Source organism: Neobacillus niacini (assembly GCF_046591715.1).
GTDB classification, from domain to species: domain Bacteria; phylum Bacillota; class Bacilli; order Bacillales; family Cytobacillaceae; genus Neobacillus; species Neobacillus niacini_L.
Genome location: NZ_JAWVNQ010000010.1, coordinates 125570 through 151292 on the forward strand (window position 1 = coordinate 125570; position 25723 = coordinate 151292).

Annotated in this window: 21 protein-coding genes; 20 read left to right on the forward strand and 1 reads right to left on the reverse strand. The window is 42.1% G+C overall.

Annotated elements, in window-relative coordinates:
* Positions 1-5: 5 nt before the first annotated feature.
* Entirely contained in the window at positions 6-2420 is a 2415-nt protein-coding gene (gene pheT / locus SFC47_RS20270) for a phenylalanine--tRNA ligase subunit beta (RefSeq protein ID WP_411256256.1), read from the forward strand.
* 389 nt (positions 2421-2809) lie between these two features.
* On the opposite strand, the gene rnhC is transcribed toward pheT, so the two are convergent.
* Positions 2810-3754, reverse strand: a complete 945-nt coding sequence (gene rnhC / locus SFC47_RS20275) for a ribonuclease HIII (RefSeq protein ID WP_411256257.1) — start codon at positions 3752-3754, stop codon at positions 2810-2812.
* 134 nt (positions 3755-3888) lie between these two features.
* Between rnhC and zapA the strand changes: the two genes are divergently transcribed.
* The 19 genes from zapA to trxA all read left to right on the forward strand — a co-directional run bounded on the left by zapA (position 3889) and on the right by trxA (position 25550).
* Positions 3889-4152, forward strand: a complete 264-nt coding sequence (zapA, locus tag SFC47_RS20280) for a cell division protein ZapA (protein WP_411256258.1) — start codon at positions 3889-3891, stop codon at positions 4150-4152.
* A 3-nt stretch (positions 4153-4155) separates the two neighbouring features.
* The gene (locus SFC47_RS20285) at positions 4156-4710 is read left to right on the forward strand and encodes a CvpA family protein (RefSeq protein WP_411256259.1); all 555 of its coding nucleotides are present in this window, start codon (positions 4156-4158) and stop codon (positions 4708-4710) included.
* A 105-nt stretch (positions 4711-4815) separates the two neighbouring features.
* Positions 4816-6534, forward strand: coding sequence for a DNA polymerase/3'-5' exonuclease PolX (polX, locus tag SFC47_RS20290; RefSeq protein WP_411256287.1), 1719 nt, complete (start codon positions 4816-4818; stop codon positions 6532-6534).
* A gap of 13 nt (positions 6535-6547) precedes the next feature.
* The gene (locus tag SFC47_RS20295) at positions 6548-8905 is read left to right on the forward strand and encodes an endonuclease MutS2 (protein ID WP_411256260.1); all 2358 of its coding nucleotides are present in this window, start codon (positions 6548-6550) and stop codon (positions 8903-8905) included.
* A gap of 19 nt (positions 8906-8924) precedes the next feature.
* A complete protein-coding gene (locus SFC47_RS20300; RefSeq protein WP_411256261.1) occupies positions 8925-9332 on the forward strand; it encodes a DUF350 domain-containing protein in 408 nt (135 codons plus the stop codon).
* 382 nt (positions 9333-9714) lie between these two features.
* Entirely contained in the window at positions 9715-10302 is a 588-nt protein-coding gene (locus SFC47_RS20305) for a GNAT family N-acetyltransferase (protein WP_411256262.1), read from the forward strand.
* A complete protein-coding gene (locus SFC47_RS20310) occupies positions 10280-11278 on the forward strand; it encodes an alpha/beta hydrolase (RefSeq protein WP_411256263.1) in 999 nt (332 codons plus the stop codon). The genes SFC47_RS20305 and SFC47_RS20310 overlap by 23 nt, the downstream gene beginning before the upstream one ends.
* Before the next feature lie 6 nt (positions 11279-11284).
* Complete coding sequence (locus tag SFC47_RS20315) at positions 11285-12637, forward strand: aspartate aminotransferase family protein (protein ID WP_411256264.1); 1353 nt, start codon at positions 11285-11287, stop codon at positions 12635-12637.
* Positions 12638-12649: 12 nt separating this feature from the next.
* A complete protein-coding gene (locus SFC47_RS20320) occupies positions 12650-14170 on the forward strand; it encodes a pyridoxal phosphate-dependent decarboxylase family protein (protein ID WP_411256265.1) in 1521 nt (506 codons plus the stop codon).
* Entirely contained in the window at positions 14151-15932 is a 1782-nt protein-coding gene (locus SFC47_RS20325; RefSeq protein ID WP_411256266.1) for an IucA/IucC family protein, read from the forward strand. The genes SFC47_RS20320 and SFC47_RS20325 overlap by 20 nt, the downstream gene beginning before the upstream one ends.
* Entirely contained in the window at positions 15929-16480 is a 552-nt protein-coding gene (locus SFC47_RS20330) for a GNAT family N-acetyltransferase (protein ID WP_411256267.1), read from the forward strand. The genes SFC47_RS20325 and SFC47_RS20330 overlap by 4 nt, the downstream gene beginning before the upstream one ends.
* A gap of 37 nt (positions 16481-16517) precedes the next feature.
* Positions 16518-17777 (forward strand): lysine N(6)-hydroxylase/L-ornithine N(5)-oxygenase family protein, encoded by a 1260-nt coding sequence (locus SFC47_RS20335; protein ID WP_411256289.1) that lies wholly within the window; start codon positions 16518-16520, stop codon positions 17775-17777.
* Positions 17722-19569 carry an IucA/IucC family protein gene (locus SFC47_RS20340; RefSeq protein WP_411256268.1) on the forward strand — a complete coding sequence of 616 codons (1848 nt, stop codon included), beginning with the start codon at positions 17722-17724 and terminating at the stop codon, positions 19567-19569. The genes SFC47_RS20335 and SFC47_RS20340 overlap by 56 nt, the downstream gene beginning before the upstream one ends.
* Positions 19570-19738: 169 nt before the next feature.
* Positions 19739-21442 (forward strand): long-chain-fatty-acid--CoA ligase, encoded by a 1704-nt coding sequence (locus tag SFC47_RS20345; RefSeq protein ID WP_411256269.1) that lies wholly within the window; start codon positions 19739-19741, stop codon positions 21440-21442.
* Between the two features lie 191 nt (positions 21443-21633).
* Complete coding sequence (fadR, locus tag SFC47_RS20350; protein ID WP_411256270.1) at positions 21634-22218, forward strand: fatty acid metabolism transcriptional regulator FadR; 585 nt, start codon at positions 21634-21636, stop codon at positions 22216-22218.
* A 28-nt stretch (positions 22219-22246) separates the two neighbouring features.
* Positions 22247-23017: an enoyl-CoA hydratase gene (locus tag SFC47_RS20355; protein WP_411256271.1), complete on the forward strand. Its 771-nt coding sequence runs from the start codon at positions 22247-22249 to the stop codon at positions 23015-23017.
* 105 nt (positions 23018-23122) lie between these two features.
* Complete coding sequence (locus SFC47_RS20360) at positions 23123-23896, forward strand: electron transfer flavoprotein subunit beta/FixA family protein (protein WP_411256272.1); 774 nt, start codon at positions 23123-23125, stop codon at positions 23894-23896.
* A 75-nt stretch (positions 23897-23971) separates the two neighbouring features.
* On the forward strand, positions 23972-24949 hold the full coding sequence (locus SFC47_RS20365) for an electron transfer flavoprotein subunit alpha/FixB family protein (RefSeq protein ID WP_411256273.1): 978 nt from the start codon (positions 23972-23974) through the stop codon (positions 24947-24949).
* Positions 24950-25235: 286 nt separating this feature from the next.
* The gene (gene trxA / locus SFC47_RS20370; RefSeq protein WP_283861725.1) at positions 25236-25550 is read left to right on the forward strand and encodes a thioredoxin; all 315 of its coding nucleotides are present in this window, start codon (positions 25236-25238) and stop codon (positions 25548-25550) included.
* Positions 25551-25723 lie beyond the last annotated feature (173 nt).

Below are 25723 nucleotides of genomic sequence, written 5' to 3' on the forward strand. Positions count from 1 at the left end.
ACGATATGTTCGTTTCATATAAATGGCTCCAGGATTATGTAGATTTATCCGGAGTAACAGCTGATGAGTTAGCTGAAAAAATTACAAAAAGCGGGATTGAGGTTGAGGGTGTAGACGTCCTTAACGAAGGCATCACAGGAGTAGTCGTTGGTCATGTTGTTGAACGTGTACAGCATCCAAACGCAGATAAATTAAGTAAATGTCAGGTTGATATCGGTCAAGGCGAACCTGTTCAGATAATTTGCGGAGCACCTAACGTTGCACAAGGCCAAAAAGTTGCGGTTGCTACAGTTGGAGCGGTTTTACCAGGTAATTTTAAAATCAAGAAGGCGAAGCTTCGCGGTGAAGAATCAAATGGTATGATTTGTTCCCTAACCGAGCTTGGTATGGAAGCGAAGATTGTACCAAAGGAGTACTCTGAAGGAATCTTTGTTTTCCCGCAGGATGCAGAGGTGGGAGCAGACGCCATCGCCTTATTAAACCGTAATGATGAAGTTCTTGAGCTTGGCCTGACGCCAAACCGTGCCGATTGCTTAAGCATGCTGGGTGTGGCTTATGAAGTAGCTGCCATTCTAGGGAGAGATGTAAAGCTTCCTGAAATCGACCTTCAGCCAGTGAATGAGAAGGCAGCGAACTTAATAACTGTAAAAGTAGAAGCAAATGAGGATAATCCTTTATATGCTGCAAAAGTAATTAAAAATGTAAAAATCGGACCAGCGCCGCTATGGATGCAAACAAGACTTATGTCTGCAGGAATTCGTCCGCATAACAATGTGGTGGATATCACCAACTACATTTTATTAGAATATGGCCAGCCGCTTCATGCATTTGATTATGATCGCTTAGGTTCAAAAGAAATTCTTGTCCGCCGTGCACATGATGGTGAGAAATTCACAACACTAGACGATGTAGAACGTACCTTAACCACTGACCATTTAGTGATTACCAATGGTACAGAACCAGTTGCATTAGCGGGTGTCATGGGTGGAGCTAATTCAGAGGTTACTTCTGATACAACTACCGTATTATTAGAAGCGGCTTATTTTACAGGAGGAACTGTAAGAAAAGCATCGAAGGACCATGGTTTAAGAAGTGAAGCAAGTGCTCGTTTCGAAAAAGGTGTTGATCCAAACCGCGTACGAGCTGCAGGTGAACGTGCTGCCTATCTCATAGCAAAATACGCTGGCGGCGAAGTATTAGAAGGTGCTTCAGAGGTTGATACACTAACAGTTGAACCTGCAGTGGTTTCAATTACTTTGGAAAAAATAAATACTGTCATCGGTACAAACTTGACTGTAGCCGAGGTTGAGGCTATTTTCAAACGTCTTCAATTTGCGGTAACCAGCGAAGACGAAACGATTACTGTTACAGCACCGACACGCCGCGGCGACATTAAAATTGAGGAAGACTTAATTGAAGAAGTTGCGCGACTGTACGGCTATGATAACATTCCAAAGACATTACCTATCGGTTCTGCTACACCAGGTAAATTATCGGACTATCAAGAAAAGCGCCGGATTGTCCGCCAATATTTAGAAGGTGCCGGCTTGTATCAAGCTGTGACGTATTCGTTAACTAGTGAGGAAAAAGCGGCACAATTTGCCCTTGAAAAACGCGACTTCATTCGTCTGGCTATGCCAATGAGTGAGGACCGCAGTATCCTTCGCTTAAGCATCATGCCTCAGCTTTTAGAAGTATTAAAATATAACAGTGCCCGCCAAAACGACAGCCTCGCTGTTTATGAAACAGGTGCTGTGTTCTTAGCAAATGGAAATGAAGTGTTACCTGAAGAGCAGGAGCATTTAGCTGGTGCGATTACAGGTCTGTGGCACAGCCATTCTTGGCAGGGTGAGAAAAAGGCCGTTGACTTCTATGTATTAAAAGGTATATTAGAAGGATTGTTTGCCAAACTTGGCCTGACGGATAGTGTGACGTATGTTCAGGCAAAAGTGGATAACATGCACCCAGGACGTACGGCAGAGATTCACTTGAACGGTGAAAGAATTGGTTTTGTCGGTCAAGTACACCCAACTATGCAAAAAGAGCTGGATCTAAAAGATACCTATGTGTTTGAGTTATCATTAAAGGCTATTCTTGAAGAGGCGACAGCACCGCTAAGATACACTGGAATTCCACGTTTCCCATCGATTACAAGAGACATCGCGCTTGTAGTGGATAAAGAAACTGTTGCAGGAGTATTAAAGGATATTATCCAAACAGCAGGCGGCAAGCTTCTAAAAGAAGTTAGCGTCTTCGACCTATACGAAGGCGAACGCATGGAAGAAGGCAAAAAATCCATTGCATACTCCTTGAAATACATGGATCCAGAGCGCACATTAACTGATGAAGAAGTTACTAAAGTTCATACTCAAGTACTTGACGCCTTGAAGAATCAGGCTGGAGCGGTATTGAGAGGGTAATAGCAGATAGAAAAAATGACCTGGTGATTAATTCACTAGGTCATTTTTTTATCTTACGGTTCATGAAGCCCAAAATACTAGAGATTTCAAAAAGTGTGGCCACATGAGCGGCTCATGAAGCCCAAAATAATATAGATTTCAAAAAGTGTGGCCACATGAGCGGGTCATGAACCTCAAAATAATAGAGATTTCAACAAAAGTGGCCACATGAGCGGTTCATGAAGCCCAAAATAATAGAGATTTCAAAAAAGTGGCCACATGAGCGGGTCATGAAGCTCAAAATAATAGAGATTTCAAGAAAAGTGGCCACATGAGCGGCTCATGGGGACCAAAATACCAGAGATTCAAAAAAAAACAGCCTCATAAACAGTTCGCATCCAAATTTAACATTAACCTCTTTTTTTACCAACCAACTTCATAGCCTTCTCCGTATTAGCAAAATGCAATTTCACAAACTTTGGCAGTACCTCCTGCCCTTTTTTCAGAATCAGCTTTGCTGCGGCTTCATCTACCTGGGCTCCTGCGCCTTTAGGAATCTTAAACCCTGCAGACTCACTAAGCTTGTCAATATACTGAACAAATGCATACCGGGCGAGGATGGATGCTGCTGCCACGGCGAGATGGATCCCCTCTGCCTTCGTGCTAAAATACACATTTTCCTTCGCAACCGCTTTTTGATTTTTAACATGCTGAAAATAGGTGCTTCCCTGAACGAATTGGTCAATCAGAATAGCTTCAGGTTTAACCGGCGCAATTTTTTCCATCACATTTAAGATCGCTTGATTATGCAGGATTGCTTTCATTTTCCCCTGGGACATACCAGACTGCTGCAGCTGATTATATTTTTCATTTTTTAGGGTCATCAGGCTAAATGGAACAACATCCTTGATGATCTTCGCAATCGAAATGATTTTTTCATCATTCAAATCCTTTGAATCACGGACACCTAATTCCTTTAATAACGGAATATCTTCCTTCCTAACGTAAGCAGCAACAACCGTAATAGGTCCAAAAAAGTCACCGGTACCGACTTCATCGGAGCCAATAACAGACAATTGCCCAATACCATCTGGTAGGTCTCCTTTAGGGACTTTAGATTTTGCTGAAGTTTTCGCTGGAGCTTTTACAGCAGCTTCACCCCACCTGCTGGCCTCAGCTTCACTCCCATTTCCCTGAAATAGGACTTTGCCTGATTTATAGGCAGTGATTGTAGAGCCTGCAGTCTTTGCGGCAAACACGCTGCCAGGAGGAGTTTTATCTAGTAATTTCCCATCATAATAGCTTTTCATTTTATTAATTTCCGACAAACTTAGATTTAACACAACATTTCCCACTCCCAAAACACTCCTCGACAATTTTCTATAAAAAGTAAAAAAACACCAGTTTAATCTGTTTCTCTTTTCGACACATATACGTTCGTGTTATATTATAAAATAGGGATTTCTTCGAATCGAATGGAGGCAGTAACTTGTCAAATACAGAAAAAACCAGAACCACCGTTGATATATACGGACAGCAATACGTTATTTTAGGGACTGAAACTCAAAGTCATGTTCGACATGTCGCTTCATTAGTTGACAAAAAGATGCGCGAAATTGGTTCTAGGAATCCATCTCTAGATGTAAGTAAGCTGGCCGTATTAACAGCATTAAATGCTGTCAATGAATTTATTTTAATGAAGGAACAAGTAGAGCGGCTGCAATCTGAATTACAAAGGAAAAGGACTGAATAAGTCATGTTAGATTTAGCAATTATTTTATTATTAGTTTTCGGCTTTTTTATCGGTTTAAAAAGAGGCTTCATTTTGCAGTTAGTCCATTTAACAGGTTTTATTATTGCATACATAGTGGCAAATTTATACTATGATGATTTGGCACCTAGGCTGACGCTATGGGTTCCCTATCCGAATCTTGGTACAACATCCCCTCTAAAACTATTAAGTGAAGAAGGTAATATAGAGGAAGCCTTTTACCGTGCCATTGCGTTTGTCATTATATTCTTTGCGGTAAAGATTCTGCTGCAAATAATTGGATCTATGCTTGACTTTATTGCCCATCTGCCAATTCTTAAACAGTTAAATGTGTGGGCAGGCGGCATCCTTGGTTTTGCTGAAGTCTATTTAATTATCTTTATTTTATTATATATTGCTGCATTAGTACCAATGGAATTTCTGCAAAAACCTTTGGATGATTCCATTATGGCGAACTTGATTGTAAATCATACACCATTCCTATCGCAGCAAATAAAAAGTATGTGGATTGAATATACTGCTGCCTTAACTTCTCTCTAGGAGAGAATGATTTTCCTCTCTCTCAGGAGAGAACGACATACTTCTCTCCTAAGAGAGAAGTTTTTCTATTAAAAGGTTAAAATAATGGCAAGGTGGGTGGAAAGAATGATGGTAAATAAAAAGGATTTAATTCGCTTATTAGAAACAATTGCGGTATACATGGAGCTGAAAGGTGAAAATCCCTTCAAGGTATCAGCCTTTCGAAAAGCCGCGTCAGCACTAGAATTTGATGATCGCAGTTTATCTGATATCGAGGATTTTACGAAGTTATCAGGTATTGGCAAAGGGACTGCAGCGGTTATTGAGGAATACATAAATGAAGGCACTTCTACAGTATTGACGGAACTAAAGGAAGAGGTTCCTAAGGGATTAATTCCGTTATTGCAATTACCAGGGCTTGGCGGGAAAAAGATTGCTAAGCTCCACAAAGAGCTGGGAATCGAAGATGTTACAACCTTGGAAGAAGCCTGTAAAGCTGGAAAGGTCCAAAACCTTGCTGGATTCGGAAAGAAGACAGAAGAGAAAATCCTCAGTGCAATTGCCAATGTAGGATCACGCCCGGACAGACTTCCTCTCGCCTACATGCTGCCAATTGCTGAGCAGATTGAAGCGAAGCTTGCTGAACTTCCAGAGATTCATCGATACTCCCGGGCTGGAAGCTTGCGGAGAGTGCGAGAAACTGTTAAAGATTTAGATTTTATTATTTCGAGCGAGCAGCCAGAAAAAGTGAAACAGTTCCTTCTTGAGTTATCGAATATTAAAGAAATTATCGGTGCCGGTGATACTAAAGTGTCGCTAGTGTTTGGGTTCGATTATGATGTATCGGTTGATTTTCGAATTGTGAAACCAGAGGAATTTGTTACCACTCTCCATCATTTTACAGGTTCAAAGGACCATAATGTCCGAATGAGACAGCTTGCAAAAGAGCGTGGGGAGAAAATCAGCGAGTATGGTGTGGAAAATGTAGAGACAGGTGAAATCCTTACTTTTTCTTCAGAGGAAGAGTTTTTCAAACATTTTGACCTGCCATTTATTCCGCCTGAAATACGAGAAGATGGAAAAGAAGTTGAGGATTACACCATTCATGAAGAATTAATAGAACTAAGTGATATAAAGGGCGACCTTCACATGCACTCAACCTGGAGTGACGGAGCGCATTCGATTGAGGAAATGGTAGAGGCCTGCCGTGAAATGGGTTATAAGTACATGGCTATTACGGATCACTCCCAGTATTTAAAGGTGGCAAACGGACTGACACGAGAGCGGTTATTGCAGCAAAAAGAAGAAATAAAGAAGTTAAATGAGAAATATGATGATATTCTCATCCTATCTGGTGTTGAGATGGATATTTTACCTGATGGGACGCTGGATTATGAGGACGACCTGCTGGCTGAAATGGATTTTGTCATTGCGTCCATACACTCAGCTTTTTCACAGCCACGGGAAAAAATAATGGAACGCCTGAGTACTGCATTAAAAAATGCCCATGTCGACCTCATTGCTCATCCTACTGGCAGAAAAATTGGCCGTCGTGAAGGCTATGATGTGGATATCCCTATGCTGATTGAGTTAGCAAAAGAAACAAATACCGCTTTAGAATTGAATGCGAATCCAAATCGCCTAGATTTAAAGGCTGAATATTTAAGGCAGGCACAGGATGCAGGAGTGAAACTATTTATTAATACAGACGCCCATAAAAAGGAGACGCTTGCACATATGAAAGTAGGCGTTTCACATGCAAAAAAGGGCTGGATTAAAAAATCATCAGTAATTAACGCACTTGAACCAAATGACTTACTAGAATTTTTGCATAATCGAGGATAAGGAGGCTATCTCCATGCAAGAAAGAACCTTAAAAGTATTGGAATTTACCAAAGTGAGAGACCAGCTTATTGAGCATGCAGCGTCTTCACTTGGAATAGATAAATTAAAAAGATTGGTCCCCTCTACTGATTTTGATGAAGTAGTAAAGCTTCAAGCGGAAACAGATGAGGGCACAACCGTTATACGAATAAAAGGAAATGTCCCGTTATCAGGTATTCATGATATCCGGGCTCATATTAAGCGCTCCGTTATTGGCGGGGTCCTTAGTTCCCATGAATTGATACAAGTGGCAAGTACAATCCGTGCCAGCAGACAAATGAAGCGATTCATTGAGGATATTGCTGAAGAAAGAACAGAGATTCCGATTCTTTTGGAGCAGGTTGGCTCGATTATTCCTTTAGTTGACCTAGAAGAGTCGATTAGACATGCAATTGACGAGAGCGGCGAAGTCCTTGATAGTGCAAGTGATCTGCTTCGTACACTAAGACACCAGCTTCGCTCGAATGAAGCGCGTGTTCGTGCAAAATTAGAAAGTATGATTCGCTCTTCCAATGCTGCAAAGATGTTATCAGATACACTTATCACGATACGGAATGATCGCTTTGTTATCCCTGTTAAACAAGAGTATCGGGGTCACTACGGTGGAATCATCCATGATCAGAGTTCCTCTGGTCAAACGCTTTTTATTGAGCCGCAAGTCATCGTCCAATTAAACAATCAACTTCAGGATATTAGAGTAAAGGAGCAGCTTGAAATTGAAAGAATTTTAACGGAGCTTTCTGCTAAGACTGCTGAATTTGAGTCAGAGCTGCAAGTGATTGTTGAGATACTGGCCAATCTTGATTTTATTTTTGCAAAGGCAAGATATGGGCGTAAGATGAAGGCAAGCATGCCGCTAATGAATAATGAAGGGCGTATCGCCCTATATAAGGCCAGACACCCGTTAATCCCGATAGATGAAGTAGTTGCCAACGATATTTTGCTTGGCAAGGATTATACGACGATTGTTATTACCGGACCAAATACGGGGGGGAAGACCGTTACCTTAAAAACCCTGGGATTATGTTCACTAATGGCGCAGGCAGGCTTGCAGGTTCCAGCCTATGATGGCTCAGAGCTTGCGGTCTTTGATGCCATTTACGCTGATATTGGCGATGAACAATCGATTGAACAAAGCTTAAGTACGTTTTCATCGCACATGGTTAATATCGTGGATATTTTGAAGAACGTTGATTTTAATTCGTTAGTTCTTTTCGATGAGCTTGGTGCAGGTACAGACCCGCAGGAAGGCGCTGCGCTTGCAATTTCAATCTTAGATGAGGTACACAATCGAGGGGCACGAGTCATTGCAACGACGCATTATCCAGAGTTGAAGGCCTATGGCTATAACCGTGAAGGTGTTCTCAATGCCAGTGTTGAATTTGACGTCGAAACCCTTAGCCCTACCTACAAGCTGCTACTAGGTGTACCAGGGCGAAGCAACGCGTTTGAAATTTCAAAGCGTTTAGGTTTAAGCGATACGGTAATACAAAGGGCAAAATCACATGTAAGTGAAGATACCAATCAAATCGATAAGATGATTGCCTCCCTCGAAAACAGTAAGCGGCAGGCTGAAATTGAACAGCAGGAAGCACGTGACTTCTTAAGACAGGCAGAAAAGCTCCATCAGGATATGCAAAAGCAAATGATTGAATTTTACGAGAATAAGGACTCTATGCTTGAAAAAGCAGCAGAGCAGGCTGGTGAAATTCTCGAAGAGGCAAAGAGTGAGGCAGAAAAGGTCATTCGTGATCTTCGTAAACTGAGGATAGAAAAACAAGCTGATGTTAAGGAACATGAATTAATTGATGCAAAGCGGCGCCTTGAAGAAGCTGCACCAGAAGTTAAGAAATCCTCTAAACAAATTAGTCAGAAAACAAAGAAACATACTTTCACACCCGGAGATGAAGTGAAAGTTCTGACATTCGGCCAAAAAGGCACGCTCCTTGAGAAAGTGAGTGATAACGAATGGCAGGTACAAATCGGAATCCTGAAAATGAAGGTAAAAGAAAAGGATTTAGAGTACATCAGCACACCAAAGCCGGTTGAAACAAGACCGATGGCAATTGTTCAAGGCAGAGATGCTGATGTAAAGCTCGAGTTAGATTTGCGCGGTGAAAGATATGAAGCAGCACTCTTAAGAGTGGAAAAATATATTGATGATGCGTTATTATCAAATTATCCTCGTGTATCCATTATTCACGGGAAAGGCACGGGTGCATTAAGACAAGGAGTCCAGGAATATTTACGAAATCACCGTTCTGTTAAGAAAATTCGCTTTGGAGAAGCTGGTGAGGGCGGCTCTGGTGTTACCGTGGTCGAATTTAAATAATATCTGGGGAGAATAGGGAATGAACCAGTTTTGGGATAACGTGTATATTCAAAGTGCAGCCAATTATAGCGTCGTTGTGCTATGTGTGATTGTCTTTTTAGCCATTTTTGAATTAGTAACGAAATATAAAAATTGGGAAGAAATTCAAAAGGGCAATATCGCTGTAGCGATGGCAACCGGAGGAAAAATATTTGGCATTGCCAACATTTTCCGCTTTTCAATTGAACAAAATGATTCATTGGTTACAATGATCAGCTGGGGAGTGTTTGGCTTTGTTCTATTACTGGTTGGGTATTTTATCTTTGAATTCTTAACACCTAAATTTAACATTGATGAAGAAATAAAAAATGATAATCGCGCTGTTGGACTTATTGCAATGATTTTGTCAGTCGGTTTATCCTATGTAATAGGTGCGGGAATATCGTAAGGGGAGAAAAAAAGTGGAGACATTAGCCAAAGTACTTTTTGGTTTATGCGCCTTATTCTTACTGATTGGTTTGGGGTACATGTTGTTTTTTTAACAAGAAAATCATCGTATCACTTTAGACAGGAAACAGCGTAATTGCTGTTTTCTTTTTTTATGGGTAAAAATAGTGATAATTTTCTACCAAAGATCGTCCCCAAAAACCGTGATTGGGCAGGAAGAACTAATTTTCTGAATTTTCGTTGACAATGATAATCATTTTCAATTAATATTTTCATGTAATCAATGTTCTGACAGTCAGGAGCTGATCAATATAAAGAGAGATGAAGATTTTGAAGCAATTTTGCAAGACAGGGAATATCATAGATTCATATCATTCAGACATGTGACTGGAAAAGATATAGATATCCTGCATACTTGGATGCAGCTTCCGCACGTTGCCCCTTTTTGGAAGCTGAACGTGAGTAGAGAACGGTTTGTCTGCTATTTGGACCGGACGCTTCACGCAAAAAATAAACGGGTTTTTCTGGTTTATGTAGATGATCTCCCTGTAGCTTACCTGATGGCGTACAGCATTTTTCAAGATCCCATAAAAGACTATTACGAAGCAAAGAGTGGTGATCTTGGTATGCATCTTCTAATCGGGCCAAGAGAATTCTTAAATAAAGACGATGGGCTTATGCTCATAAGAGCCATGACGGCCTTTCTTATGAAAAAATATGAGTGTGGACGCATCATAGGTGAGCCTGATGTAAGAAACCGAATTGTCATTCCGATTTTAAAGAGAATTGGCGGAGAAAGATTTGGCACTATCACGATGCCCCATAAGAAAGCAGCTTTAATAATAGGTGACAGAAATCGTTTTTACCGCTATTTAATGACGAAAGATGTTGAATTTAGGAAAGAGCCTAAACTGGAAGAGGACACTTTTTGGAAAGCAGGAGCGCCATGTGAAAAGGAACCATCCAATTGATCAGGATCTATCAGACTTGCTTGGACGTATCAGGGAAAAAATGATGGAACTTAAGCATCCGCCATTGGAGGAACTGACGCCTGAACAGTCGCGATTTTTTTATAAAGAAGCAAGAACATTTTTCAAACCTTTTGAGTCAGACGGCATTAAAACCCATAATGTCTACGTTGGTGAAGGGAATATCCCTGTCAGGATTTATCAGCCGGCAGGAGCCGAAGAGCTGCCGGTTTTTCTATTCATGCATGCAGGGGGATGGGTCTTTGGAGATTTAGACAGTGCGGACTCATTATGCACGTATTTTGCAAAGAATGCGGAGTGTCTCGTGATTTCAGCAGGTTACAGGCTTGCTCCTGAACATCCGTTTCCGGCTGCACTGCAGGATGTCATGGTTGTGGCACAATGGGCGCTGCAAAATGTCCGGCACTGGAACGGAAATCCTGCACAGATGGCGATTGGAGGTGAATCGTCTGGAGCGAATCTTGCAGCTGCGGCAGTCCTCTGGATGAAGGAACTCGGAAGCTGTCCTTTTCAACTTCAAGTCCTAATTACGCCTGTACTTCGTCATCAATTTGAAACGGATTCCTATCAATCTGGGTATGCATTTAATCTGACAAAAGAAAAAATGGAGTGGTTTTGGAACCATTACGTAACCGATGCGAGACAGGGAAGCCATCCATTTGCTTCTCCTCTGAATGCCAATAGTCATAAAGAAGTGCCGCCATTGCTTTTGGTAACGGCAGAATATGATCCGTTAAGAGATGAAGGATTCCAATATGCAGAAAAACTAAAAAACGAAGGGATTCATGTGAAGCATCTGCATTACAGTCAGCTCGTTCACAGTTTTCCAAATATGATCGGCCAGGTAAAAAGTGCAGATTCAGCCATGATTGAACTGGCCGGAACTTTAAAAACGATGCTAAGAGACCGTTTTTTATTTTTAATTGAGAATGAGAATTATTCTCGAATAGAAAGGTGATTATATATGCTGACAAATGAATTCTACCTAAATAGTCAAAACAAAAGGGAATCGAATGCAAGATCTTATCCGCGCAGAATCCCGATTGCCATCAGTGAGGCAGAAGGGATTTATGTAAAAGACGTGGAGAACAAAACGTACATAGACTGTCTGGCAGGAGCAGGCACACTTGCACTTGGCCATAACCATCCTGTTGTGATTGAAGCAATAGAAAATGTAATCAAAGGGAAACGCCCGCTTCACACACTTGATCTTACGACTCCAATGAAAGAGGAGTTTGTGGAAGAATTGTTTGATGCACTGCCTGCCTCATTTGCAGAAAATGCGAAAATTCAATTTTGCGGCCCATCTGGTTCAGATGCGATTGAAGCAGCAATGAAGCTTGTGAAAACGGCAACTGGCAGGGGCGGAATGCTTTCGTTTCAAGGCGGATACCACGGAATGACTAATGGATCCCTCAGCCTCATGGGGAATCTTGGTCCGAAGACGAAAATTCCGAATCTGATGTCTGATGTTCACTTTCTTCCTTTTCCATATGCATACCGCTGTCCGTTTGGCATTGGGGGAGAAGAAGGAGCAGCAGTCGGATCGACATTTATTGAACGGACCTTGAAGGATCCGGAATCAGGGATTGTTAAGCCTGCAGGAATGGTCATGGAAGTTGTTCAGGGTGAGGGAGGTGCCATACCTGCACCTGATGAATGGGTGAAGCAAATCCGCAGGATTACTACTGAACAGCAGATTCCACTAATTGTAGATGAAGTGCAGACAGGATTCGGGCGCACGGGAAAAATGTTTGCATTTGAACATGCCGGCATTACTCCTGATGCGGTTGTTTTATCAAAAGCAATTGGAGGTACTCTCCCTCTTGCAGTCGTTGTTTATCACAAAGATTTAGACCAGTGGGAGCCTGGCGCACATTCAGGAACCTTCCGCGGCAACCAGTTGGCCATTGCAGCAGGTACGGTAACAATGAAGTTTATTAAGAGGGAAAAACTTGACGAGCAGGCAGCTCTGCTTGGAGATTTCCTCATGCTGCGCTTAAAGGAAATGAAACAAGATATCCAATCCATTGGTGACGTCCGAGGTTTAGGTCTTATGGTTGGAGCCGAAATCGTCGACAAAACTGCTCCTGCAGACGCACTCGGAAGTTATCCTGTAAATCCGCAGCTGGCTAAGAAAATTCAGCAGGAATGCTTTAAACGAGGGCTGATTTTGGAGCTTGGCGGCCGCCACGGAAGTACCGTTAGATTCCTGCCTCCGCTGATTATCACAAAAGAGCAGCTTGAAACGGTGTGTGATCTGTTCTTCGAAGCGGCGAGGGCAGCGGAAAAAGCGATTATGCCAAGTTTCGTTTAGGAGGGGAAGAAAATGACGGCCAGTGTAAAAACAAAAATCGATGCTTTTTTTCTCACAAATTCACAAGGCAGCATGGAAAGCTATCAACATGTAATGAACCAGGCGATGGAAACGCTGAAATCAGCACTTCTTACAAATGCTCCATTCAGCGGTGCTTCTCCTCAGCTTGTTAAGGAAGGACTTGAAACTCATTTTCCTGAGTTCATCCCTGAAACTGCCGGCAGTCCCAGGGATGTTTTTCACAAGATTTCATCTTCGGTTGCTGACCATGCCGTCTCTGTCCATCATCCGTTATGTGCTGCACATTTACACTGTCCGCCGATGCTGCCTGGTTTAGCAGCTGAAGTGCTGATTTCAGGATTGAATCTTTCCATGGACTCCTGGGACCAAAGCGGCGCTGCAACCATGGTGGAGCAGATGGTCATGGATGGACTTTGCACCCTTTTCGGTCTTTATGAAGGCGACGGGGTAATGACGAGTGGAGGAACACAATCCAATTTAATGGGGCTTCTTCTTGCAAGAGAGCGTGCAGCTTTAAAGCTTTGGGACTGGGATGTTAAGAAGCAGGGTCTCCCTGTAGAATACCATCTTCTCAAAATCCTCTGCTCGGATGCAGCCCATTTTTCCGTACAACAGGCAGCCTCTGTTTTAGGGCTTGGAGAAGAAGCCGTCATTCCTGTAAAAACAGATGCTGCCCACAGGATGTGTATGAACGATTTAGAAGAAAAGCTGATGCAGCTTAAAAAAGAAGGGAAAATTCCTTTTGCTCTAATCGCCACAGCAGGCACAACCGATTTTGGAGCCATCGATCCCCTAGAAAAAATGAGTCAGGCCGCTAAGCAATACGATCTTTGGTTCCATGTGGATGCGGCGTATGGGGGAGGCCTCATGATGTCAGATCAGCACAAACACAAACTGAAAGGCATTGATAAGGCGGACTCCGTCACCGTTGATTTTCACAAAATGTTTTACCATCCAATCAGCTGCGGGGCGTTTCTGGTTAGTGACAGCAGCTCGTTTTCTTATATGAAGCGGCACGCAGATTACCTTAACCCAGAGGAAGATGATGAAGAAGAGGTACCGAATCTTGTAGGAAAATCCCTGCAGACAACAAGAAGATTTGACGCGTTAAAACCCTTCCTATCCTTTCAGCTGATAAGTAGGAGCGACTGGTCAGAAATCATCGGCCGCACCCTTTCCCTCGCAAAGGATGCCTATAAAATGCTTAAAAATGACAGTTCATTTACGGTTATGCATAAACCTGAGCTGAGCACGGTTGTTTTCAGGTACACAGGGGACGGCAGGCTTAAAGAGGACGCCATCAATCTTCTAAACTACCGAATTCGAGACAGGTTGCTTGCAAATGGAGAAGCGGTCATTGCCCGTACAAAGGTAAAAGGACATGCTTGCCTGAAATTTACACTATTAAATCCTCTCGCAGAAGCAGAGGATCTGTCAAAACTGATTCAGAGAATAAAAGAAATTGGAAAAGATGAATGTAGGAGGCTTCAGAATGAACAGGGAAGAAGCTAGAAAACGCGCAGAGCATGCTACACTTCAAAGCTATTTAAATTGTTATATCCGTGAGACGGGAAAAGGCTTTTTAACAGAGGATGTTCCACCAGAGCTTAAACATGCCCATTTTGGCAAATGGATGAAGCTTTCGCTTAAAAAAAAATCTGATTTATACGTACCTTTAACTTATTATTCAGAAACCGGACGCCACTTAGTTGGACCAGCAGTTTATATGGGTTCTGAAAAACTGAATTTCATAGACTGCATCGATGTTACGTTAATAGACTTGAATGCTGGCCAGCCGGATGAAAAAAAGAATGAGCTGCTTAACCGAATATCCCAGAGCTGCACGCTTATGGCAGCATTTATTGAAAACCGATTTGGTGATGAAGACGAGCTGTATGGCACAGACTTTGATTTCCTTGCAGCAGAGCAGTCACTTTTATTTGGACACCTTCTTCATCCTGCGCCAAAAAGCAGGGAAGGGATGAATGAAGAGGAAATCAAATCCTATTCACCTGAATTAAAAGGCTCTTTTCCGCTGCATTATTTCCGAGTTCCTGCCGACCTTGTTTATTCTAAATCCCTGCTTCCGCAATCAGCCATTCAGCAGATCAAGCAAATGGTCCTTGATGATCCAGAAATAACAAATGACTTTAAAAACAAGTATGCAAAAGAGGATGGGGACGCGCTGCTTCCGCTGCATCCGTGGCAGGCAAAATATGTCCTTCAAGATCATGAGATTAAGAGTCTTGCAGGAGCGGGAACTATTGAGGACCTTGGACAGCATGGGCGTTCCTACTTTGCCACCTCCTCACTGAGAACCGTATTTCATCCTGATGTGCCGTTTATGCTGAAGTTTTCATTGAACATTAAAATTACGAATTCAGTGCGGGCAAATTTAATGAAGGAACTAGAACGCGGCGCAGAGGTAAAGGAACTGATGGAGGCCGGCCTCGGTAAGGAAATTTCAGATGAGTTTCCGCAGTTTAGGTTTGTTCACGATCCGGCGTTTCTCACCTTGAAGCTGGAGGACAGGAAAGAATCCGGGTTTGAAGTCATCCTTCGCGATAACCCGTTTTATCAGGAAAATGCGGATCAAACAACGGCCATCGTTTCTTTATGCCAAGATGGTCTGAAAAGAGGAACATCAAGACTTTCAAGCATAATCCGCGGCATAGCAGACAAAGAAAACCGTAGCACAAGCGAAATCAGTTCGGACTGGCTAAAGCGTTACTTGGAGATTTCCCTAAAACCGATACTCTGGCTTTATTATGAGAAGGGGATCGCACTTGAGGCTCATCAGCAAAATAGCATTGTTCAGTTGAATAACGGATATCCTGAGCGATTCTTTTATCGTGATAATCAAGGTTTTTACTTCTGTGAATCAAAGAAGAGCGTACTTAAGTCAATTTTTCCTGGAGCGGGACAGAAAAGCGAAACCTTCTGTTCAGATGCAGTAGCAGATGAGCGCCTGCGATACTATTTCTTTTTCAATCATTTGTTCGGTATTGTGAATGCGTTTGGGACGGCTGGACTGGCAGACGAACGCCTGCTGCTTAAGATCATTAGGGAAGAAATGGAAGCCTATTCTGTTCCAGCAGGACATCCTTCTCAGCTTATAAAAAGCTTCCTGGAATGCGAGAAACTGCCATGCAAGGCCAATCTCATGACAAGATTCCACGACTTAGATGAGCTTGTAGGTCCACTTGAAACTCAGTCTGTGTATGTGGATGTTCCAAATCCACTGTTAAAAGAGGAGGCCGTAGCTTCATTATGATTCAACAAGAAACAAACGCAGTGATTACGTTCCGCAAGGTTGATTTTGAGAAGGATGCTGTCATGCTTCATCAGTGGCACCATGAGCCGCACGTCATACCTTTTTGGCATCAGAACTTTCCGTTCAGCCAGTATGCAAAGCACTTAAAGGGTTTAATTACAGACAGTCATCAAACCTTATGGATCGGCATGATGAACGGGGAAGAGATGAGCTACTGGGAAACATATTGGGCAAAAGACGATATCATCGGCTGCTATTATGATGCAGAACCATTTGATCAGGGGGTTCATTTGCTGATTGGAGACCCCTCTTATTTAGGAAAAGGCTTGGCAGAGCCTATGCTTCAGAGCATCATGAAGCAGATGTTTTCTGACAGCAGGACAGCGAGGATTGTTGCGGAACCTGACAGCCGCAACGCTAAAATGATTCACGTATTTAAAAAGTGCGGATTTGTTCCGCAAAAGGAGCTTAACCTTCCTGATAAACAAGCCCTGTTTTTGATCTGCACAAGAGAAGATTTTGAAAGGAGGCTTACAAGTGGTATATGACGTAATTGGTGTAGGGCTTGGCCCGTTTAATTTGGGGATGGCTGCCCTTATAGATGAAACAGGCGAAATGGACGCTTTGTTTTTTGATCAAAAACCGGAGTTTGCCTGGCATGAAGGATTATTAATCGAAGGAACGACTCTTCAGGTTCCTTTTATGGCGGATGCCGTTACAATGGTGAATCCGGCGAGCAAATACAGCTTCTTGAATTATTTGCATCACCAGAAACGGCTGTACCATTTCTATTTTCTGGAATCGTTCCATATACCCCGCAGAGAATATAACCATTACCTTCAATGGGTCTCCAAGCAGCTGTCATCATGCCGATTCAGCAAAAGAGTCATTGATGCAGCTGAGCATGCAGATGGCTATGAAGTGAGTGTAGAAGATGTTTTGACAGGACGTGTGGAGACTTATTACGCGAAGCACGTGGTTCTAGGAATGGGAAGTGCCCCGAATCTACCGGAATGGACGGCGGCAGGCAGCCGGAATCTCTATCATTCTTCTGAGTTTTTGCAAAGAAGGAATGAAGCACTAGGGGAGACTGTCACAGTAATCGGCTCAGGTCAAAGTGCAGCAGAGGTTTTCCTTGAGCTTTTAAAAGAGCAGGTCACTGCGGGCTTTAAGCTGAATTGGCTGACACGAACAGACGGTTTCTTTCCGATGGAATATTCCAAACTCGGGCTTGAACATTTTTCACCTGATTACACGGATTATTTTTACCGCTTGCCTCAAAGCCTTAAGGATGAAGTTGTGTCGAAACAGGATCCTCTTTATAAGGGAATAAGCGCAGATACAATTGCAGACATTTACGATCTTTTATATGAAAGAACGATCGCCGGACAAAAGCCGGACGTACAGCTTCTTGCCAAAACGGCCGTTAAAGATATCTCTGAATATGGCGGCGGTATGGAACTCGACTGTTATCACTGGGAGGAGGGTGAATCGTTTAAGGTTGCAACAGATACCGTTATCGCTGCAACAGGATACAAAACCCTCTGGCCTACAGCATTCAGCAGCCTGGCTCATTTGATGAAATGGGACGAAGCGGGACGCCCTGTTATTTCGAGAAACTATCAGGCTGTAATGCATGAGACAAGAGATAAGCACAAGGTGTTTATTCAAAACGGCGAGCTTCATACCCATGGGGTAGGAGCGCCTGATCTGGGGCTAGGCGCTTATCGGAATGCCGTCATCATAAATTCGATTGCCGGGAAAACGATTTTTGAGATACCGGAAAAAAATGTCTTTCAGCACTTTGGGATCCAGCATTTTGCCCGAAAGAAACAAACCGTATAGGAGAGTGAATGAATTGGAAACGAACGTGAAAAAAAGGCACTGGGAAATAGCAAACAAACGGCTGCTTGCCAAAATGATTGCAGAGTTTTTATATGAAGACATGATTTCAGCAGAGAAAACGGATGGTCTTTATCACCTTACATTAAACGGCGGGACGATGTACAGATTCCAGGCGGAAGAACGGCTTATGGACAGCTACTGGATAGACCCTGACTCCATTCAGATAAAAAATGGCGGTGAATGGGCCAGTGCTAAAAGCGCGGTTGCCTTTCTGCTTGAGCTGCAAAAGGAAATCGGCATCAAACCATTTACTGCCGCTTATCTGATAGAAGAATATAAACGGACGCTGCTTGCAGATGCCCATATCATGGCCAGCCAGGAAAATCAGCGGACTGACTCCCTCCTTGAAATCGATTATGCCGAGCTTGAAGGGGAAATGACCGGTCATCCATGGATTACATATAACAAGGGAAGAATCGGATTTTCTTATACGGATTACCTCCAGTATGCGCCGGAACAGAAGAAGGAGGTAAAGCTTGACTGGATAGCTGTTTCAAAAGAGAAGGGGAGCTTTCATTCAATTGCTGAAGTAGATTATGAAGATTTACTGAAAAGCGAGCTGGGTGATTCCCTTTGGGTAACGTTTCAGAAGGTTCTGCATGAGGAAGGTATTCAGCCTGAGGACTATTTCTTCATGCCTGTTCATGAATGGCAGTGGAATCATGTCCTGGTACCGCTTTTTTCAGAAGAGCTGTTTAAAAAACGCATCGTTTATCTTGGAAAAGGAGAGGATGCGTACCTGCCACAGCAATCCATCAGAACGTTCGTGAACATGGAGGATAAGATGAAATATCATGTAAAGCTTCCGATGAGCATTTTGAATACACTCGTTTATCGCGGCCTGCCGTCTGAGCGAGTGGTGCTTGCACCAGAAATCACGCAGCATATTCAGGGAATCAGGGATCGTGATTCATTCTTGCGTGATACATGCAGAGTTGTACTTCCTGGGGAAATAGCAAGCATAAACTACGCCCATCCAGATTATACAAAGCTGCAAGGGGCTCCATATCAATTCCTTGAGATGCTTGGTGTCATCTGGAGAGAAAGTATTTATTCGTTTCTAGACGAGGGAGAACAGGCGATAACCCTTGCTGCGCTTTTATATGTTGGGGAGGATGGAAAATCCTATGCGCTTGAACTTGCCAAAAAGTCAGGACTCAACACAGAAGAGTGGACAAAACAGCTATTTGATGTACTGCTTCCGCCGCTTCTGCACTACTTATATCAATATGGGACCGTTTTTTCGCCGCATGGTCAGAATACGGTTGTCATTTTAAAGGACAGCAAACCGCACCGTCTTGCCGTTAAAGATTTTGTGGATGATGTGAACATCAGTGATCAGCCGCTGTCCGAGCTGGAAAACATCTCAGCAGAGTTAAAAAATGTGCTGAGAAGCGAGGCTCCGGAAGGACTCTGTCAATTTATCTTTACCGGATTGTTTGTATGCCACTTCCGCTATCTTGCAGACATTCTTCATCGGAGCAGGGAGCTGGATGAAACGGTTTTCTGGAACATGCTAAGAGAGACAATTCTATCTTATCAGGCGCAGTTCCCTGAACTGAAAGAACGATTTGAGCTGTTTGATCTGCTGAGACCATCCTTTAAAAAACTTTGCCTCAACCGGAACCGGATGATTGAATATGGATATGGCGATGGCGATGACCGGCCTCATGCTTCAGAATTTGGAAGAGTAAAAAACCCGCTGGCTACTGGAAAGCCTGCAGTTGTTTAAAAAAGTTAGGGTGACAGCATTCAAAAGATGCTGCCACCCTTTACAACGCTGATTTTTTTATCGTGAAATAGTAAACATATATTGCTATTCTAATTGTTTAAAGAGTCTGACTATATTATAATAAAAGGGAAGTGGAAAAAATTACAATCGTATAAAAAGGAGGGTTACTATGTATGATTCAAAACCTTGGCTTAAGCTTTACCCTGAGGAAATTCCTGCAGAACTGGAATTTCAAAATGAACCTGTTCAGCAGTTTTTGGTAGATGCAGCAAAAAATTATCCAGAAAAAATCGCCATCCATTTTATGGGGAAGGAGATGACCTATAAAGAGCTGTACCATGAATCCCTGTCGTTTGCCAGCTATCTTCAGCAACTCGGTATTGAAAAAGGTGACAGAGTTGCCATTATGCTTGCCAATACACCGCAATCAGTCATAAGTTATTTTGGAATATTAATGGCTGGCGGGATTGTGGTTCAAACCAATCCGTTATATACAGAACGAGAACTCGAATACCAGATGAAGGACTCCGGAGCTAAAGCGATCATCACACTCGACATTCTTTATCCTCGCGCTTCTAAGGTGATGCCGCAAACTGATTTGCAGCATATTATTGTAACCGCTATCAAAGATTACCTGCCATTTCCAAAAAACCTAGTCTATCCTTTTATCCAAAAGAAACAATATGGTATTGTCGTGAATGTAAAACATGAAGGCAATACTCACTTATTTAAAGAAATTGTAAAAATTAAGCCTAATAAACTTTTAGAATATGACTTTGATTTTGAGGAAGACATTGCCCTGCTTCAATATACAGGAGGTACCACTGGTTCTCCTAAAGGAGTTATGTTAACTCATAAGAATCTAGTAGCTAATTCTTCTATGTGTAAGGCCTGGCTCTACAAATGTAAACCAGGTGAAGAATCAGTTTTAGGCATTGTTCCATTTTTCCATGTGTACGGAATGACAACCATCTTAATCTTAACCATAATGCAAGGCAATAAGATGATTATTTTACCGAAGTTCGATGCCCTGACCACATTGAAAACGATTCAGAAACAGCGCCCAACCTTATTTCCAGGGGCCCCGACTATTTATATTGGTTTATTGAATCACCCTGACCTAAAGAAATATGACTTATCATCTATAGATTCCTGTATTAGCGGTTCTGCACCGCTCCCAGTTGAGGTTCAGGAGAAATTTGAAGAGGTAACAGGCGGCAAGCTGGTAGAAGGATATGGATTGACTGAATCTTCACCGGTGACTCACTCCAACTTCTTATGGGACCGCACGCGGGTAAAGGGCAGTATTGGCGTCCCTTGGCCGAATACGGAAGTTAGGATTGTTTCAATGGACGACGGTGAATTGATGCCAGTAGGTGAAATCGGTGAAATCATTATCAAGGGACCTCAGGTAATGAAGGGCTATTGGAATCGCCCGGACGCTACAGATGAAACGCTTAAGGATGGATGGTTATACACTGGCGACCTTGGTTATATGGATGATAATGGATATTTTTATGTAGTTGATAGGAAGAAGGATATGATTATTGCCGGAGGTTTTAATATCTATCCAAGAGAAATTGAGGAAGTCTTGTATGAGCACCCGGATGTTTTAGAAGCGGTTGCGGCAGGAATACCAGATCCATATCGTGGTGAAACCGTTAAAGCATATGTTGTGTTAAAAGAAGGTTCAGAGATTACCTCGGATGACTTGAATCAATATGCTAGAAAATATTTAGCGGCCTATAAGGCACCGAGATTATATGAATTTAGAGAAGAGCTGCCGAAAACAGCCGTAGGCAAGATTTTAAGAAGAACACTCGTAGAAGAAGAAATGAAGAAAATAGAGGAAGAAAACAAAAAACATGCCTGATTTCGAGCATTCATTGCACTTCTTTTTTTTGCATAATAGTGCTTGTCTTATATACGGGCAGTAAAGTAAGATAAAAATATATTTGTACTTCTTGACAGAAATACAACTAAAATCTATTATAAAAATATGAATGATGATTCATTCATATTTTTTTATTTTTTAAAAACTTTCTTCAAGAGGAGGGAGAACCAATGAAACGGAACAAACCAAAATATATGCAAATCATTGATGCAGCGGTCATTGCCATTGCAGAAGTTGGTTATCATCAGGCGCAGGTTTCTAAGATTGCCAAGCAGGCAGGTGTCGCAGATGGCACGATTTATCTTTATTTTAAAAACAAAGAAGACATTCTCATCTCACTCTTTGAAGAAAAAATGGGAAGCTTTATTGAAAAAATAGATGAAATGATAGCAGGAAAAGAGACAGCGGTGGAGAAGTTATTAATGATGGTAGAAGCTCATTTCAAAAACCTGTCTGATGATCATCACATGGCAATCGTAACTCAGCTAGAATTACGACAGTCAAATAAAGAATTGCGTTTAAAAATAAACAATGTTCTAAAAGGCTATTTAAAAGTGATTGATAAAATCATCATAGAAGGAATAGAAACGGGAGAGTTTTCTAGTGACCTCGATGTTCGTCTTGCCAGGCAGATGGTTTTTGGCACGATTGATGAGACTGTTACAACCTGGGTTTTGAATGAGGAGAAATATGATTTAGTTGCACTTGCTAAACCGGTCCATCAGCTGTTGATTCGAGGCTGCGGGTATCATTAATTTTCGAGTGCAGAGGAGGAGGGATTCTATGGAAAACTTAAAATGGTCTTATCAAGACAAGATCGCGACAATTACCATTGGGCGTCCACCAGCAAATGCCCTCTCGCAAGGATTACTTAGGGAGCTGTCTAGTGTTCTAGACGAAATTGAACCTAATGGCGATATCAAGGTGATTGTCATTCATGGGGAAGGCCGTTTCTTTTCAGCAGGTGCTGATATTAAGGAATTCACCACGGTTACTTCTTCGGAAGGTTTTGCGGATCTTGGTACATATGGTCAAGTTTTGTTTGACCGTATGGAGAAATTCCCTAAACCAATCATTGCCGCAATTCATGGCGCGGCCTTAGGCGGCGGCTTAGAGCTCGCAATGGCTTGTCACATCCGATTAGTCGGTGAAAAAACGAAGCTGGGTCTTCCAGAACTGCAGCTTGGATTAATCCCTGGATTTGCCGGAACACAGCGGCTTCCTAAATATGTAGGCGTTGCACGAGCGGCAGAAATGCTGTTTACCTCTGAGCCGATCACAGGATTGGAAGCGGTTCAATTTGGCTTAGCGAACCATGCTTATCCAGAAAATGAAGTCTTAGAACAAGCACTTAAATTAGCAGGGAAGATTGCTAAGAAAAGTACAGGTTCACTGAAGGCAACCATTCAATTATTAAACTATGCAAAAAATGAAGAGTTTTACGAAGGCTCTAAAAAAGAGGCAGAACTGTTTGGGGAAATATTTGTTTCGAGTGACGCACAAGAAGGAATTCAGGCATTTATTGAAAAACGCGAGCCTGAGTTTAAAGGGTGAGTAACTTTTATCTGCAAATGATAGAAGATCATCAAAATATTTTTTTAATATAAGTTTTCTTAATCTTTGAAACAGAAAAAATGTTTGCATTATAGGAGGGAAATCATGAACATTTATGTACTTTTGAAAAGAACGTTTGATACTGAAGAGAAGATTACCATCTCTGGTGGAAAAATCAATGAGGATGGTGCCGAATTTATCATCAATCCTTACGATGAATATGCAGTGGAAGAGGCGATTCAAGTCCGCGATGCTAATGGCGGTGAGGTAACCGTTATCTCAGTAGGAACAGAAGAAGCTGAAAAGCAATTGCGCACAGCGCTTGCTATGGGAGCTGACAAAGCAGTTCTAATTAATACTGAAGATGATGTAGAAAATGGCGATCAATTCACTACATCAAAAATTATCGCTGAATACCTAAAAGATAAAGAGGCAGACCTAATTATCGGTGGAAACGTAGCGATTGACGGCGGCTCTGGTCAGGTAGCACCACGTGTTGCAGAATTGCTTAACATTCCATATGTTACGACAATTACAAAGCTTGAAATTGATGGAACAACTGTAACCGTTACACGTGACGTAGAAGGTGACTCTGAAGTAATCGAAACGAGCCTTCCGTTATTAGTAACTGCACAGCAAGGTTTAAATGAGCCGCGTTACCCATCATTGCCAGGAATTATGAAGGCGAAGAAGAAGCCGTTAGAAGAATTAGAATTAGACGATCTAGATTTAGAAGAAGACGATGTAGAAGCAAAAACAAAAACTATTGAAATTTACTTACCGCCTAAAAAAGAAGCTGGGAAAGTCTTATCTGGAGAATTAAATGATCAGGTAAAAGAACTTGTTCAACTTCTTCATACAGAAGCAAAAGTAGTTTAATCGTACTTAGTTGCACGTAAACCTTCAGAATGAAGATTCTGATAAGACAAAAATGATTCGCAGGAGGGTAAAGGAATGACTAGAAAAGTATTAGTATTAGGGGAAACGCGTGACGGTTCATTACGTAATGTCTCATTCGAAGCAATTGCTGCTGCAAAAACAGTAGCTGAGGGCGGAGAAGTAGTTGGTGTTTTACTTGGAGCAAATGTTAGCGCTTTAGGAGCAGAGTTAATCCAATATGGTGCGGACCGTGTGGTTGTGGTAGAAGATGAGAAGTTAAATCAGTATACTTCTGATGGCTTTGCTCAAGGCTTACTTGCAGTAATTGATAAGGAAAGCCCAGAGGGATTAGTGTTAGGTCATACTTCTCTTGGAAAAGACCTATCACCAAGAATTGCTGCTAAGCTTGCATCTGGCTTAGTGTCCGATGCAACGGCTGTTGAAGTTGCAGGCGGAAATGTTGTCTTTACTAGACCGATCTATTCTGGTAAGGCATTTGAAAAGAAAATCGTTACAGACGGGCTGATTTTTGCAACAGTACGCCCTAACAATATTGCACCTCTTGAGAAGGATGAGAGCAGAGCAGGTGAGGTTGCTTCTCTATCTGTTGAAATTAAAGACCTTCGTGCGATTATTAAAGAAGTAGTAAGAAAAGCAAGTGAAGGCGTAGATTTAAGTGAAGCGAAAGTTGTTATCTCTGGCGGCCGCGGTGTTAAGAGTGCGGATGGCTTTGAACCGCTTAAAGAATTAGCAAATGTATTAGGCGGTGCAGTTGGGGCTTCCCGTGGAGCTTGTGACGCTGACTATTGTGACTACTCCTTACAAATTGGACAAACTGGTAAAGTTGTAACTCCAGACCTTTATATCGCCTGCGGTATTTCTGGAGCCATTCAGCACCTAGCAGGTATGTCTAACTCTAAGGTAATTGTAGCGATCAACAAAGATCCAGAAGCAAATATCTTTAAAGTAGCAGATTACGGAATTGTTGGTGACTTATTTGAAGTGGTGCCACTTTTAACAGAAGAGTTTAAAAATTTAAAGGTTCACTCATAATATGAAATGCGGAGGCGACTGCCCAGAAACGAAAAAACTGAAGGCTCGCACAAAGAAGCGCTCTTTGCTTCTTTTGTGGGAGTTGAAGTTTCTTGAGTTTCTAGGAGCCGAAGCTAGACAATCTATATATAGGCGAGCAGTGTAGAGCTGTTCGCCTTATTACATATAATAAGCGGAATATGAAAAATATTTTAGGGAAAATTATCCGAGACAGATTATTAGCATGATGATTTAAACAATGCTATACTTTCGATAGTAATTAGTATTTATTAGGAGGCAAAAACAAATGGCTATTTCAAACGTAACAGATGCAAATTTCTCTGCTGAAACAGGCTCTGGCCTTGTCCTTGCAGATTTCTGGGCACCATGGTGTGGACCTTGTAAAATGATCGCTCCAGTTCTTGAAGAACTTGATTCAGAAATGGGCGACAAAGTAAAAATCGTAAAGCTTGATGTTGACGATAACCAAGAAACAGCTGCGAAATACGGCGTTATGAGTATCCCAACACTTCTAGTTTTCAAAAATGGCGAAGTAGTTGACAAAGTAGTCGGCTTCCAGCCTAAAGATGCATTAGCAGGAGTGCTTGAAAAGCACGTGTAAGACATAGAAAAAACCTTAGCTAGATTCAATTTTCTAGCTGAGGTTTTTTATTTTTGGGAGTTTGAATGGTAAGAATTCTATTTTTGAAAATAAGCGGAACATTTCCGTTTATTTGGGGAAATACCCATATTTCCTTTATAATAAGCGGAGCTTTTCCGCTTATCGTATCCAAA